The sequence below is a fragment of the Arcticibacterium sp. SM2516 genome (genome assembly GCF_057914865.1).
In genome coordinates, this window is the sequence record NZ_CP195290.1 from 5,127,526 (window position 1) to 5,143,426 (window position 15,901).

Below are 15,901 nucleotides of genomic sequence, written 5' to 3' on the forward strand. Positions count from 1 at the left end.
TTAAATCGTCAGAATGCAGTTTCTTGTTGAATCCATTAATATTTCCTTGAAATGAAAAAACTAGTAGTCTTCCTTTTTTGCCTTGTTCAAATAAGTTGTGTAGCTCAAAAAGCAAATTCTTCTAAAGAAAATTGGCTGCAATTATTTAATGGTAAGAACCTAGTCGGCTGGGATATTAAAATCCGAGGGTACGAGTTAAATGATAATTATAACGAGACATTCCAGGTTAAGAATGGGAACATTGTGGTTAATTATGATGCATACGACGATTTTAACAAACAGTATGGTCACCTATTTTATAATGGTGATTTTAGTTATTACAAAATAGCTACGGAGTATAGGTTTATTGGCGATCAAGCTCCTGAAGGAGAGGGTTGGGCTTTTAGAAACAGTGGTATTATGGTTCACGGTCAGCCAGCAGAAAGCATGGGTCTGGAACAAGATTTTCCGATATCTATAGAGGTACAGCTTTTAGGAGGTTATGATGATAAAAAGCCGAGAACAAATTGTAATTTATGTACGCCAGGCACAACGGTGTGGTATGAAGGTAAATTTGACGAGCGGCACTGCATAAGCTCAAGTATACAGGCTGCCCCATTAAACGAATGGGTAAAAGTGGAGGTTGAGGTATATGGAGATTCATTGATTCGTCATTGGGTAAATGGTGAGGTGGCCATGGAATATACAAAACCAGCTTTTGGCGGAGGTGTGGTAAGTGGTTTTGACCCAGAGTTTAAACCAGACGGAAGCCGTCTAAGTCATGGTTCTATTTCTTTACAAAGTGAAAGTCACCCAATTGAATTTAGAAAAGTAGAGCTACTAAACTTAAAAGGGTGTATGAACCCTAAAGCAAAGAACTACAAGTCGTATTACGTTAAAGACGATGCGGCATCTTGTAAGTTTTAAGGTCGGAGTTTTCATAGGGTAATACTTTTTAGATCTCCCTCCCTGTTGCCAATAAATCACGTTGGCCTAAACAGTTCTTACCATTTCATGATAGGTATTACTAGAGCTGCTATGGTTTTAGGTGGAGAATGCCAATCTTGGATAATGAAATAAAAAGAATCTTGTTGTTCATCTATACTCGGTTTTAAAAAGTTAAATACTGATAACTCTATGTAGGCTTAATATAGGCAGAACCAAAGAATGTATCTCTGCTAGCGTATATGCTTCCAAGTTTTTTTCTCTCAGCTCAAAAAGATGGAATTGTTATCTAGACTTGATGAATCATTGTCTTCTCAGCTTATGCTGTCTTTGCTTATTAGGAATGATGGAGCTGTTTTAAGCCTTTTTTGACAGAAAAAACGACCGACTTAGGTCTCACAGGCAGCTTATTTACAGCAATCTTTTATAGAGAGATTTCTGTTACAATTACTTAATTGTGAAATTTGACAAAAAAAATGGATTTTATTTAGGGGTTTCTAGACTTAGTGGTACTATTAGGCAAAAGAATCTCAACCCTTACAAACCATGACTCAGAATGAATTGGAAGATATAGAACTCGTTGCTCTCTTAAAAAGTGGGAGTAAAAAGGCTTTTGAATCTATTTACAACAAATACTGGGAGAATTTATATGGATTTATTTATCGGAATTTGGGTTCAAACGAAGAAACTGAAGAGGTGCTTCATGAAATAATGCTCGCTCTTTGGAAAAACAGAAATTCGGCAAACATTGAGAGCTTAGGCGTTTACCTTTTTATTGCTGCTAGAAACCAGATTAATAAATTTATTAGAAGAGAAATTAACCTTCGTAAGTATAGAGAATTTCAAATTATGCATCAGATGGGTGAGATAACCCATATTGAAGAAAAAATGGACGAGTCTCTATTAAAACTTAAATTGGAAACGGTGTTGTCTAGGATGCCTGAAAAAACAGCTTTGATTTTTAAAATGAGCAAGTTGGAAGAAATGCCTGTTAAGAAAATTGCTCATAAGTTAGACCTCTCAGAAAAGGCTATTGAATATCACATTACAAAATCGATGAAAATTATAAGAGAGAATTTTAAAGGCTCTTTTTCAGAGAATTAAGAAAGGAAAAATGAAAGAAAAAGAAATAGATAATTTAATAAATAGGTATGAAAAAGGGCTTTGTACTTCAGAAGAAGAGAGTTTTCTGAAACAATTGGCAAAGCATAATCTTTCAGGCGATGGGTCTTTGGGGATATTCCAAGATGAAAAGGATAAAAATGAGGCTGAGGAACGGGGAATTCGGGCACTGAGAAGGGCAATTAATCCATTTCTATTTTGGTTGTTTCCTGTCAAAAAAACACTCAAATCAAAGCCAGTCTTATGGGCAGCAGCGGCTTTATTTCTTGTCGCTTTGTCTTTCTTGCCATTTTTCGTTGGAAATGATTCTGTCGCTAGTGATTATCGTCTTTTTGTTAAGAATGAAATTATAAATTCAGAAAAGAAAATTCAATTACCAGACGGAAGTGTGGTCACTTTAAAAGGAGAGTCTGAGCTGTTTATACATGAGGAATTCAATGAGAATTTACGTGAAATCAAATTTGAAGGGAAAGCCTTTTTTGATATTGCCAGAAATGAGCATAAACCTTTTATTATTAAATCTGGGGGATTGGTAACGAGTGTATTAGGCACCAGTTTTGAAATTAATGCTAAGAAAGATAATAGAGAGGTGGAAGTGGAGGTGTTTACAGGAAAGGTTTCTGTTCATCTTGAAAAAAACTTAGTCAAAACCAAAAAGGAGGAATTGATACTTACGCCAAATTTAAAGGCTGTTTTTGACAAGAAAACCAAGTTGATTCGCGAAACTATTGTGGACAATCCCGCGGAAATTAAAGGGAATTCTAGGAATAGAGCAGGTATATTTAAATACGAGGGACAGAAAATATCACAGATAATAAAAGACATCAGAGAGGTCTATGGCGTAGAAGTCATTTTGTTAAATGAAGCTTGCGAAAATCAATTGTTCACTGGAGACTTGATAAGTTTAACACTGTACCAAAAGCTAAACCTAATCTGTAGTGTAATTGGCTCTGATTTTGAAACCAAAGGTGCCAAGATAATTATAAAAGGAAAAGAGTGTAATTAACCCTAAAACAGATATAAAATATGATTTGAAAATACTTAAAAAAGTTAGAGATGCTGTAACATCTCCAACTAATTTTTACCCTTTTGAAAAGGGATGTTTAAACGATTCTGACAACCATCAAACCTTGCGAAAATATGAAAAAATACCAATGCAAAACCCATTTGCTGAGGATTATTATGAGGACAACCTTATTTTATCTCTTAATTTCTTACACTTTTTGTACACTGTCACTTGCTCTACCAGGATATAGTCAGGTAGATTTAAAACAACGTGTTACACTGGTAAAGAACAATGTACCCCTGGAAAATGTATTAAAGGACATTGAAAACCAGGTCAATATTAAATTTATATACAGCCCAAGCGGTATCAACATCAATCAAAGAATAAATGTCAATGCCAAGAATAAAAGGGTTGATGCTTTGCTGAAGGAAATTCTAACACCTGTCCGATTAAAATACATAGTGGCTGAAGATAGAATTGTGTTGAAAATAAACGATGATATGAGTTCTCGGGTGATATTTTCAACGCCTACGCCTGTTGTCGATGAAATTATCAATAGGAAAATTCAAGGACAAATTACAGACGAACATAATGAAGTTGTTCCTGGAGCAACGGTCCTTGTAAAGGGCACCCAAATGGCCACACAGTCTGACGGGGATGGTAATTTTCAGCTTGAAATTCCTGATGAAGACGTGATTTTAGTTATTTCTTTTGTGGGTTATATCCACCGTGAAATAAACGTAGCTAAAAATCAGCAGCAGATAACGGTACAACTAAGACCAGATGCTACCAACTTAAGCGAAATCGTGGTGGTAGGATATGGTAGCAGCCAAAAGGAGAATTTGACAGGGGCGATATCTACCATACAGTTCGATGAAAAATTAGAAAACAGACCGATAACCAATGCGTCACAAGCTTTGGGTGGAACGGCTTCTGGAGTTTGGGTGAGTCAAAATTCTGGAAAACCAGGCGGAGATGATGCCCAAATTAGAATTCGTGGATGGGGAACTTTGAATAATTCCAATCCTTTGATTCTAATTGATGGTGTGGAGGGTTCTTTTGATCAGATAAACCCATCGGATATCCAATCTATTTCAGTACTTAAAGATGCTGCGAGTGCCGCCATTTATGGTTCAAAGGCTGCAAATGGTGTGGTATTGGTAACCACTAAAATTGGAGTGAATAGAGAGAAGATGAGGGTCTCGGTAAACTCTTATGTGGGCGTGCAATCCTTAGGAAGGCACTATAATACCATTAATAATAGTGTTGAAAACATGGATTTGACCAATGCCGCCTTGGTTAATGGCGGCTCTAGTGAGCTTTATCCTCAAGATTTAATAAATCAATATCGCACAGGTACGGATAAATTTAAATACCCAAACACAGACTGGTTTAAGGAATTGTTTGACAATGCTTTGATTCAGCAAAATAACGTGTCTATTACAGGTGGCTCGGAGCAAACATCTACCTTTTTGTCCTTTAATCATCTTAATCAGAAAGGTCTGGTGCCCAATACGGAGTCTCAACGTTACGGGATTCGAGCAAATGTGGAATCACGAATTAACGACTGGTTTAAATTAGGTGGTCGATTAGGCTACATTAATAGAAATTCAAAAGAACCATATGCGGATATTACTTATGGCTCATTAGGGCGTGTTTTTGATATGCTTTCTGGTGCGGCACCCTTTATTGCACCGTATAATCGTGATGGAGATTATGGCTCTGTAGAGGTTTATAATCAAAATGGGGCTTTGCTTTATGATAATAGAAACCCACTAATTGATGCAGCCAATGGTCGAACTACTACGCAAAATAACTTGCTTACTGCCAATGCCACAGCGGAACTAACTTTAGCCAAAGATCTGGTTTTAAAAACGACATACGCACTAAACGGAACCTGGAACCTTATAGACAGATACAATTCTAGCGTGTTTGGTTATACAGATTCAGGGCAAGAGACCATTACAAAGAACTATAACAGAGAGGGTTTAGAAATGAACCGAGGAGTAGAGTATGGTGTAAGAACCAATCTTTATTCTACTTTAAACTATGTCAAAAGCTTTAATAATCGTCATGATTTTAAAGTTTTGGCTGGTTTCCAGAATGAGAATAATAAGATTCAGTCGGTATATGCTCGAAGAAACAACCCACCAAAAGAGGGTTTAACGCAGGTGGATGCGGGTACCTCGGGTATTCAAGGGACAGGAAATATGGATCGTTTGAAAATTCTTTCCTATTTCGGACGATTGAACTATGTTCTGGAGGACAAATACCTCTTTGAAGCCAACTTTAGAGCAGATGGCTCTTCTCGTTTTAAAAGTGGAAGCAGATGGGGGTATTTCCCAGGGTTTTCAGCGGGCTGGAGATTGTCTGAAGAACCTTTTTTAGCACAATCAGATCTTATTTCGAATATGAAACTAAGGGCATCGTGGGGTAGGCTGGGTAACCAGAATATTAATAGCTACTCGCCCTATCTGACTATCATAAGTCAAAGCAACTCTTTGAGCTATAATTATGGTGGCAGCTTTGCTCCAGGTGCCGCGGTGACTAACTTGGTAGATGAGAATATTACTTGGGAGCAAACCTCCACTTTAGACATTGGACTTGAAGTAGGAATATTGAAAAACAAGTTTACCCTAGAGGCGGATTACTTTAGAAAGAACACCACCGATATTTTAGTACAATTACCGATTCCCTTAACGCTTGGTGGACTCACCTCACCTTTCGAAAACAAAGGGGCGATGTTGAATGAAGGGGTTGAGCTGATCTTAAACTACTATAGCCAGGTTTACGACCCTAATAAATTGAAATTCAATGTGGGTTTAAATGCTACTTATATCAAGAATTTGGTGACAGACTTCGGTACGGAACGCTCTCCAGATCAGTTATTCTTGATAAGACAAGGTTTCTCATTTAATGAACTTTACGGTTATAAAGTAGAGGGGATTTATCAGTCTAACGAAGAGGCTAAAACGCATATGTTTGCCAATGGTTTTGTGCCACAAGCAGGTAATTTAAAATTTCAAGATCTAAATAATGACGGAAGACTAGATTATCAAGATAAGCAATCTTTAGGAAACACTATCCCGAAAGTTACTTTTGGAGTATCGCCATCTTTTAAATATAAAGGTTTTGACCTGAATATTTTACTTCAAGGTGTAGCAGGGGTAAAGCTTTTCAATCGTAATAATTTCACAAACTTGTCTTTTGAGAATAGAGTAATTGCTAAAAGTTGGTTGGATTCATGGACGCCTGAAAATACAGATACGGATATTCCAATGGCTAGATTTGATAATTCTTGGGATAATTCTGACTCTGATTTTTGGATAGTAAACGGAAGCTTTCTAAAAGTAAAAAATGCTCAGTTGGGATACACACTTCCTGAAAGCTTCATTTCAAAATATGGCTTAGAGAAAGCTTATCTGTATCTGAATGCACAAAATATATGGACTATCGCCAGTAGAGCCTATGATGGTTACGATCCAGAAAAGAGCACTTTCAGTTCGTCATCAAACCTGTACCCTGTGCCTAGAATACTTTCACTTGGCGTAAACTTAAACTTTTAATACAATGAGACTTAAAACTATATATATACTTTTATTTACCGTTTGCCTAGGTTGTAGTGACAGTTATTTAGACGTTTTTCCGGAAGATAAAATTACTTCAGCAAACTTTCCAGAAAATGAAAAGGACATCAAATTTGACTTAAATGGAGTTTACTCTTTGCTGAAAGAAAACGCTATTTATAATGAAGGCTTGTTTGGTTTTGGTGTTTTAGACGGGGCTACACCCAATGCTTATAATTGGGGAAATACAGCAATTGCTAAAATTGGTTCTGGCCAATTATCTTCTTCCGATGGTGAAATTCTAACATTTAGATGGACAAGATGTTACGCTATAATTTTTCGAGCAAACAGCTTGTTAAAGGATTTGGATAAAGTAGAACTTTCAGCAGAAGCCCGTAAAACTTACGAAGGAGAAGCTCATTTCTTAAGAGGTTTGGCCTATTCTCTTTTAGCAGATTCTTATGGTGGAGTCCCTCTTATTACCTCAGTAATATCGGCAGATGGTGCGAAAAATTTAAAGCGGGCAACTTTATCTGAGACATGGAATCAAGTCGTTTCTGATTACGATGTAGCCATTGCCAACTTGGCGGTTAAAGCACCTGAAGCAGGAAGGGCTGATAAAGGAGCAGCATTAGCCATGAAAATGAGAGCCTATCTGTATCAAAATAAATATGATAAAGTGCTGGAAGTAACGGAACAAATAGAAGCTCTAAATAAATACTCACTCTTCCCAAGTTACGAGGGCTTATTTAAAAGAGAGAATGAGAATAATGAAGAAGTGATTTTCGATATTCAATACATCAGAGGTGAGAATTCTCAAGGCTCATTTCATGATCAATATTGTGGTACGGGTACCGGAAGCTTTACAAGAGGAACTCGTTATGTACCTACGGATAATTTGGTGAATGCTTATGAAACGATAGATGGTTCTCCTGTAAATGCGTCCAAACCATATGAGAATAGGGACCCAAGATTAGGATTTACAGTCGTTGTTCCAGGCTCTTTTATTCTTGGTTACCAATTCCCAAATTACACTTATCCCGGCGGAGCGTATAATCATCCAGGTAATAGGTTGAAGCACCTTAGTTGTAGAAAATACAGAGAGAACGATATGGCCAATTTACCAACCTCTGGACAGTCTGAAATTAATGATATAGTGATACGCTATGCTGATGTGCTTTTGGCGAAAGCGGAAGCTCTCATTGAATTAAATAAGGATATTCCGCTAGCATTAGCATTAATTAATAAAGTAAGGACGGAGCGAGATGACGTGAAGATTACTAGAATCTCAATCAGTCTTTCACAAAGTGAAGCAAGAGAAAAATTAAGGCATGAGCGTAGAATAGAGTTTGCTCTTGAAGGGCTTTACTGGTCAGACATCAAAAGATGGGATTTAGCTAAGGAAATTTATCCATTAGTAATTAAAGATCATTTAGGAGGGGTTATTGAAACGAGATTCCCAAATGGGTATTTAGAGTATTATGATTTATTACCTATTCCAGCTAGTGAAATTTCTCTTAATCCAGGATTAGAACAAAACCCAAATTGGTAAAAACATACTTTAAGCATGCAAAAAACAAATCTCATTTTAATTATTGGTCTCTTTTTTAGCCAACTTACTTTCGCTCAAAGTGAAAAGCCGAATGTGCTTTTGATTCTGGTGGATGATTTAGGCTATAACGATGTGTCTTACTACGGTAATAAGGATGTAAAAACGCCAAATCTCGATGCACTATGTAAGGCAGGAATGAGGTTTGACAATTTCTATGCTAACTCTCCAGTATGCTCACCTACGAGAGCATCATTAATGACGGGGAAATATCCTGATGCTGTGGGTGTACCCGGCCTAATTAGATATCCTAAAGCGGATAACTGGGGTTACCTAAAACCCGATGTTCAGCTTCTACCCGCTGCATTAAAAGAAAATGGATATGCTACTGCTATGGTTGGAAAATGGAATCTAGGGTTAGAGTCACCAAATTTACCGAATCAAAAAGGCTTTGATTATTTTCATGGCTGGCTAGAAGATATGATGGAAGACTATTACGACCATAAACGCCATGGAATTAATTTTATGCGTGAGGACGATAAAGTGGTTACTCCTGTGGGACACGCCACCGATGTTTTTACGGACTGGTCTATAGACATTATAGAAAAAGCGGCCAATAGGGAAAAACCTTTCTTTTTGTATTTGGCATATAATGCACCACATTTTCCGGTACAGCCTCCAAAGGAATGGTATAACAAGGTGATGGCTAGGGAGCCTTCGATGGATCCTAAAAGAGGAAAGTTAGTGGCTTTAATTGAGCACCTAGATGATGGGATTGGACGCGTTGTGAAAAGTTTGAAAGAAACAGGGCAATACGAAAATACACTTATCTTTTTTGTAAGTGACAATGGCGGAAATCTGGATGACTTAGCTAATAATTTACCTTATCGAGATGGAAAACAAAGTATGTTTGAAGGTGGTTTAAGGGTGCCAGCCTTTGCCACATGGCCTGCAAAAATTAAGAACGAAACCGTTTCTAATGAGCAATTATTGACCATGGATATCTTTCCAACACTAGTTGATTTAGCGAATGGTTCAAACAAAGGGAATTGGGACGGAGAAAGTTTTAAGCAGGTTTTATTGGAAACTATCGCACCGTTTTCGGAAAGACCCGTATACTTTGTTAGGCGTGAAGGCGGAATAAAGTATGGAGGAAATGATTACCATGCCTTGATTTATCAAGGTTGGAAAATTTTACAAAATACGCCGTATTCACCTTTAGAACTGTATCACATAAATCAGGACCCTTACGAGAAGAGAAACTTGGCCAGTGAAGAGCCTAAAAAGCTTGGGGAATTGAATAAATTATTATTGACTTATATACAAAAAGGTGGTCAAACACCTTGGCAAAAACCCAATTAAAATGAATAAATTGAAATGGATACTATTCGCTATAATAGGCTTGAGTACTCAAGAGAGCCACGCTCAAAAAAAAAGTCAGCCTAATTTTATTGTCATATTTACTGACGATCAGGGTTATGGAGACTTGAGCAGCTTTGGACATCCCACTATTAAGACACCCAATATTGATAGAATGGCATATGAAGGACAAAAATGGACTAACTTTTATGTGGCTTCTAATGTTTGTACACCTTCACGTTTTGGTCTTATGAGCGGTCGTTTGCCAGTAAGAGCAGGTATGGAAGGTCCGGATAGTAGACGCGTGCTTTTCCCAGATTCTGAAGGTGGTATACCAGCCGATGAGCTAACTATTGCAGAAATGCTGAAGAAGAAAAACTATAGTACAGCGTGTGTAGGTAAATGGCATTTAGGGCATTTACCAGAGTACTTACCTACATCAAATGGTTTTGACTCCTATTTTGGTATTCCCTATTCCAATGATATGGACAGAAATCCTAGCCCTGAATTTAAGTATGAAAGATTCCAGAAAACTAGCGGAGATAGCCGTGGATTTAATGTACCGATTCTAAGAAATGAAACAGAAATAGAAAGACCTGCAAATCAAAGTACATTGACTCAACGTTACACAGAAGAATCGATCAAGTTTATTAAAGAGCATAAGAAGAAGCCATTTTTCCTTTATATGGCTCATAATATGCCGCATATACCGTTGTTCAGTAATGCTAATTTTGCAGGAACAAGCGAAAGGGGAATTTACGGCGATGTGATTCAAGAAATTGATTGGAGCGTAGGACAGATTTTTGAAACTTTAAAATCAGAAGGACTTGAAGACAACACCTATGTTATTTTTACGACGGATAACGGCCCTTGGCTCGTTTTTGGTGAAAATGGTGGTTCAGCAGGTTTATTGTATGGGGGAAAAGGTACGAGTTATGAAGGTGGCCAAAGAGTACCTTGTGTGATCTGGGGCAAAGATGTGAAATCTGGAATAGTCTCAAAAATGGGAAGCACCTTAGATGTATTGCCAACAATATGCAGTTTAGCCGGAATTGAAGTGCCTAAAGACCGTATTTTAGATGGATATGATCTTTCTCCAGTGCTACGTGGAGAAGACAAAACCCCACGTGATGAGATGTTTTATTATCATGGAACACGACTTTTTGCAGTAAGGAAAGGGGCTCATAAACTTTACTTTTTATCAAATAATCCCGTAGGATATCCGCCTAAAATAGAAGAATTGGAGAAACCTACTTTGTTTAATGTACTTACAGACCCGTCGGAGAAGATAGATATAGCATCAGAGAATCAAGATATTGTAAATAGATTAAAGAAAATAGCGGAGGTTCATGTGGCCACGGTAAAGGAAGTTCCGAACCAATTAACAAGAATTGCTAAAAAGCAGTAAGTTTTATATTTAAAAGCTAGAAATGGATAAGCCTTGGGCTAAGAAATTGATGTTATTTATTTCGTATTATAAATACCTAAATTAAAGGAGTCGGCTGTGTTATAGTTGGTATATGAATTACAGTAGAGTTATTAAGACTCTACTGTTTTTTTGTTTTAACCGAAATGGAATAATGGAACTCTTAAGTCTTTTTGAGTTAAAGCTTTGTTTCGCATTATAGAATCCATAAAATCAAGAATTCATCCTGTTTTAATAGGCATAAATGTATAAAGCAGCGTTCACGGCAGAAAATGGTGCAAGAGCTCCAATCCGTTTATTCTAAATGGCTGTACTAAATCTCACTAATTATAGCTTATCACCCTTTCTGAAAAGTTTTGGGGGTATTCCTGTATATTTTTTGAACCATTTATTGCAATTACTTTGGCTTGAAAAGGAAAGTTGATTGGATATTTCCTTCATGCTATGGTTAGTGGTTGTCAGTAGTTCTTTTGCTAAATTTAACTTTAAATCATTGTAATAACAGAGGATAGCTTTTCCATAGAAATTTTTAAATTCCAAGCACATTTTCGTTTTAGATATTCCAAATTCTTCTGATAGGTTTTTTAAAGAAGGGGAGCTTGAATTTAGAGTTTGGTTAAGCTTTCGTTCTATAAGTATTAATTTATTGAAGTCTTTGTCGTGAATTGTTGAAGCTTTTTGGCAAGGAGATTCTTTAAGGTATTTAATCACGAAGAAATAATCTCCAAGCATCTTTAGGAAGTCTCCGAGTTTGTCAAATTTATTGCAGTGGGATTGGTCATGAAAAGTATTAAGGGTTTCAAACAGTTTATCAATGCATACAACCTTATTAAGGCCAATTATTTCAGATGGTCTCCGTTTATTAAACAAAGGCTCCTGAAAGTTAAGATTGGCATTGTCAGGTAGCATTTGGTCTAGCACATTTTGGTTTAAAAATAATAAGTGGAATATGCAGGGTTCATCTTTTTGGATAATAAAATTAGGTATGTCACTAAACTGTGATAGTAGGTGACATGAAATCGTGGTTTTATCATTTTCACCCCCAGGGTTTAGCATAGATTCATTTACAGAATTCTCCTGCTCTTTAGCGTTTAGAAATCTAACAGAATTTGATGACCCTTTTTGGAATAATAATAATTTATAATTCTTGGCATGTTCTGTCTGATAGAAGTTGAACTTGATAGCTTTATTTAGCTTAATATCAAACTGTAAATATTGAATGTTAGCGTCTATTTTTTTAAAACGATAACTTCCTAATCCAGTTTTTTCGTCTAATTCAAATTCATTCGGAGTTGAAGAGACTTCATTGTATTGCAAAATATCTTTCCAGAATGTCGAAGGGTCTTTCGCATTAATATTATAATGTGTCATGTAAGTTTAAACGGCGTATTATGGTTTTCATGGTTCTAGCTAAAACAAAGCTAGGGCGTATATCTAATGTCTAATGAAGTGAAAATAAGACAATATACAAAGGCAAATTGTCAATATTATTTGTGATTCAATAGACCTTATAAGTTACATAATGACCTAAACGTACATGCATATACCATTCTTGTAATTTGAAGGGAAAGATTTAGGTTTTCTATTTTGTTTACGATGAATAGATTAGCTTGAGGTAGGTCAGTCTTTTCCTAATTAGGGTAATTAAATTGTCCTATTGTTCTTTTAAATATTCCAGTAGTTCTTCTTTTAGTGTATGGCACTTAAAAGGCATGTGAATTGTGATTCCTGTCTTCACAATAAAACTTTAAATGCCATGATAAGAAACCTCAAATTTGGTTATCTTTTTTTAATTTTTCTTTCAGCTTCCGTCTATGGTCAGATATCTGAAACCAATGGAATATGTACAGATCCAATAGTAGGAGCTGGAGTATTTATCAATCAAGCAAGAACTGCCGGAATTAATCTCTTAGGTGGGGTGCCATCAGCAAATAATTCTGTGGATGGGAACTTGAGTAATTATGCCGAAATGCAAACGGGAGTGGCATTATTAGGTGGCGGCACTGCTTTGTCTATCAAAGACTCTGTTCATCTCTACCCGTCTGGAAATAAAGCTGGTTTTGTAATCCAAACTACTGGGGGAATCCTGAGTGCTGATGTTTTGTCTGCACTAAGTATTAAACTCTATAAAAACAATGTACTGGTTCAAACGGGAACCACGGGCAGCGGATTAGTTTCATTGGGTTTGTTAAGTGGTTCGTCTGGTCTTCAAAGAGTTGGAATAATAGCTACTTCTGATTTTGATGAGATTCAGATTACGGTGGATGGGACTTTATCATTATTAACTAACCTCCGGGTTTATTATGCCTATGAAGAACCTGTTAGCTGCCCAAGCAACTGTATTGTGGCTGCAAAAGCATCATCTGGAGCGAGTATTGTTAGTGGTAGAACAGGAATTAGTGGTATTTGTCTGCTATGCTCTGTCGACAATCAATCTAATGTCATAAATAATGATACCACACTTTTTGCCACTATTAATCAGACGGTTGGCTTAGGTGTTAGTGGCTCTATATCTGTTAAAACTGGAGCTGCAAAACCAGCTGGAACCGAAGCCGGTTTCGCCATTTCACCATCTTCTGGGATTTTGGACTTGAATGCTCTTGGAAGTATTCAAATCACAACGTATTTAGGAGGCGTTTTAAAACAGTCGTATACTGCAAACAACGCTTTGGTAACTGCGAGTGTATTGAGCAATTCATCCATACAAACCGTATCATTTAAAACGGCACAAAGCTTTGATGAAATTAGACTTACCGTAAATGCTGCCGCTAGCTTATTGGCGACTATGAAGGTATATTATGCTTACACCGCTTTAGACTCAGATGGAGATGGCGTTTATGATTGTTTAGATAAATGTGCTGGAAATGATTTGCAAGACAATGATGGAGACGGTATTCCAGACGATTGCGACTTAGATGACGATAATGACTTAATCCCAGATACGGATGAAATCACCGTGTATTTAACCGATCCATTTGATGGTGACACGGATGATGACGGACTTTCTGATTATGCAGAGATCTTTGCAAGTTCTCCTTTGTCTGCTGCCACTAATCCTTTATTGGCTGATTCTGACAATGATGGTATCCAAGACGGTACTGAGGTAGGCATTACCTTACCGAATAAATATACAAATATTGCTATTTTCATACCAGATAGCGACCCCACTTCCACTACAGATCCCCTTAATGCTGATACAGATAACGATGGATACACTGATGGTGCTGAAGACAAAAACTTTAATGGACGGGTAGATGCAACAGAGAGTGACCCTAACAACCCATGTGACCCCGTTGCTTGTAGCATAGATCTGAATCTGAAAAAAACAGTAAATAAATCAATAGCCGCTATGGGTGATACCCTTATATACTCGCTTATTTTAGTGAATGAAAACCTTGGTGTTGCGGCCACAGGAGTTCAGGTTTTAGACCAATTACCTTTAGAAACACAATACGTTAGTCATATAGGATACGCAGGAACCACTTTTGACCCGATAAGTGGCATCTGGGATATTGGAAATGTGATGGCAACTATTGATACGGTAACCTTAAGTATATCCGTAAAAGTGGTGGGTTCTGGCGTGATTTCTAATGCTGCAGAAGTAATAGCTGCAGACCAAACAGATATAGATTCTACACCAGGTAACAACAAGCTTAATGAAGATGATTTTGGGCTAGCTTGTTCAAGTGTTCCATTTGATATATGTGGGGGAGATGCTATAACTTTAAGCGTGGCAGCCGGATATACTTCATACCAATGGAATCTGAATGGTCTTCCTATTGTTGGTGCTACATCAAATACGCTTAACGTTTCAACTCAAGGTTCCTATACGGTAGATATAGATAATGAAACTGGCTGTGTTACAGGCCTATGTTGTCCTTTTATTGTAGTTGGAGGTATTGCTATAGACGTAACCATTGCAGGAACCGATAGCTTATGTTCTGGAAGTCCTATCAACCTTACAGCCTCTGGTTCAGGAACTATTACGAGTTATTTATGGACGCTACCAAACGGTTCATTACTGTCTAACAGTACAGTAAGTATAAATTCAGCCACTGCATTAAATAGTGGTAATTATATATTGGTTGCAACTTTTGAAAGCGGTTGTACCGCAATTGACACTTTCAATGTTGTAGTGAATCAAAGTCTGGCAGTACATAGCATTGTAACGCTTTGTGATAATAATGGGACAGAAAATGATGGAGCAGATGATACGTTCAACTTTAACATAAACCCTACTGGGAAATTAGGGAACTCCTATTCAATTATAGGAAATGGCTTAAGCTTTACGGGATTAAATGTGGGTCAACCTAGTGGTCCAGTCGGATATTTTAGTATTGCTAGTGGTTCATTTAGTGTCACAATTAAGGATGAAAATAGTAAATGTGCAACAGATATTTCCATAATACCACCTTACAATTGTTCCAGCTGTAATGTTTCTTTATGTGTTCCAATTTCAATAGTAAAAACCAAGTAAAATAACCAAATAGAAGTATTTGAAAGAAAAGAGGTCGCTCCATAATAAAATGGACGACCTCTTTTTTGTTAATTATATTTTTTTAAAAGCTTTGGAGTAGTGCTAAACTACACTTCTGTATTTAGCTATAGCTTCAAAGTAGACCGAACCTGTTGATATATTTGAACGAAGTTTTTTGATTTAAAGTCTGGGATTTCAAGTGCCTCATTTTATGAGCCTTAAATTGGATTTTGACCCTCAATCAAATGAGATTTTAGAAATAAGAATGACCGGCTGGATTTATACCTAGCCACCAACTACCGCTATATGGAAGAATCATAGATACACATTACCCGTTTTACCTAACGTGTGAATTATATAACTTTGACACTCAAATATGTAATACTTCTGATGACTAATATCGGAGCTTTGTCTGAAGCAAAATTCCTTCACGCGATGAAGTAGTAACAAGACAAAATCAACAGAAAATAAT

Annotated in this window: 9 protein-coding genes; 8 read left to right on the forward strand and 1 reads right to left on the reverse strand. The window is 37.0% G+C overall.

Annotated features, from left to right (window positions below):
* The first annotated feature begins 51 nt into the window (after positions 1 to 51).
* The 7 genes from ACSBFT_RS21045 (at position 52) to ACSBFT_RS21075 (ending at position 10,934) form a co-directional block, all read left to right on the forward strand.
* Positions 52 to 906, forward strand: coding sequence for a 3-keto-disaccharide hydrolase (locus tag ACSBFT_RS21045; protein ID WP_489602318.1), 855 nt, complete (start codon positions 52 to 54; stop codon positions 904 to 906).
* Between the two features lie 564 nt (positions 907 to 1,470).
* Positions 1,471 to 2,028 (forward strand): RNA polymerase sigma factor, encoded by a 558-nt coding sequence (locus ACSBFT_RS21050; protein WP_489602319.1) that lies wholly within the window; start codon positions 1,471 to 1,473, stop codon positions 2,026 to 2,028.
* 10 nt (positions 2,029 to 2,038) lie between these two features.
* On the forward strand, positions 2,039 to 3,052 hold the full coding sequence (locus tag ACSBFT_RS21055; protein ID WP_489602320.1) for a FecR family protein: 1,014 nt from the start codon (positions 2,039 to 2,041) through the stop codon (positions 3,050 to 3,052).
* 134 nt (positions 3,053 to 3,186) lie between these two features.
* Positions 3,187 to 6,618 carry a TonB-dependent receptor gene (locus ACSBFT_RS21060; protein WP_489602321.1) on the forward strand — a complete coding sequence of 1,144 codons (3,432 nt, stop codon included), beginning with the start codon at positions 3,187 to 3,189 and terminating at the stop codon, positions 6,616 to 6,618.
* 4 nt (positions 6,619 to 6,622) lie between these two features.
* The gene (locus tag ACSBFT_RS21065) at positions 6,623 to 8,170 is read left to right on the forward strand and encodes a RagB/SusD family nutrient uptake outer membrane protein (RefSeq protein ID WP_489602322.1); all 1,548 of its coding nucleotides are present in this window, start codon (positions 6,623 to 6,625) and stop codon (positions 8,168 to 8,170) included.
* 15 nt (positions 8,171 to 8,185) lie between these two features.
* Positions 8,186 to 9,529 carry a sulfatase family protein gene (locus tag ACSBFT_RS21070; RefSeq protein ID WP_489602323.1) on the forward strand — a complete coding sequence of 448 codons (1,344 nt, stop codon included), beginning with the start codon at positions 8,186 to 8,188 and terminating at the stop codon, positions 9,527 to 9,529.
* 1 nt (position 9,530) lies between these two features.
* Positions 9,531 to 10,934, forward strand: a complete 1,404-nt coding sequence (locus ACSBFT_RS21075) for a sulfatase family protein (protein ID WP_489602324.1) — start codon at positions 9,531 to 9,533, stop codon at positions 10,932 to 10,934.
* 345 nt (positions 10,935 to 11,279) lie between these two features.
* Here ACSBFT_RS21075 and ACSBFT_RS21080 read toward each other — a convergent pair whose 3' ends face one another.
* Positions 11,280 to 12,323 (reverse strand): helix-turn-helix transcriptional regulator, encoded by a 1,044-nt coding sequence (locus tag ACSBFT_RS21080; RefSeq protein WP_489602325.1) that lies wholly within the window; start codon positions 12,321 to 12,323, stop codon positions 11,280 to 11,282.
* A 385-nt stretch (positions 12,324 to 12,708) separates the two neighbouring features.
* Between ACSBFT_RS21080 and ACSBFT_RS21085 the strand changes: the two genes are divergently transcribed.
* Complete coding sequence (locus tag ACSBFT_RS21085) at positions 12,709 to 15,429, forward strand: DUF11 domain-containing protein (RefSeq protein ID WP_489602326.1); 2,721 nt, start codon at positions 12,709 to 12,711, stop codon at positions 15,427 to 15,429.
* Positions 15,430 to 15,901: the final 472 nt, after the last annotated feature.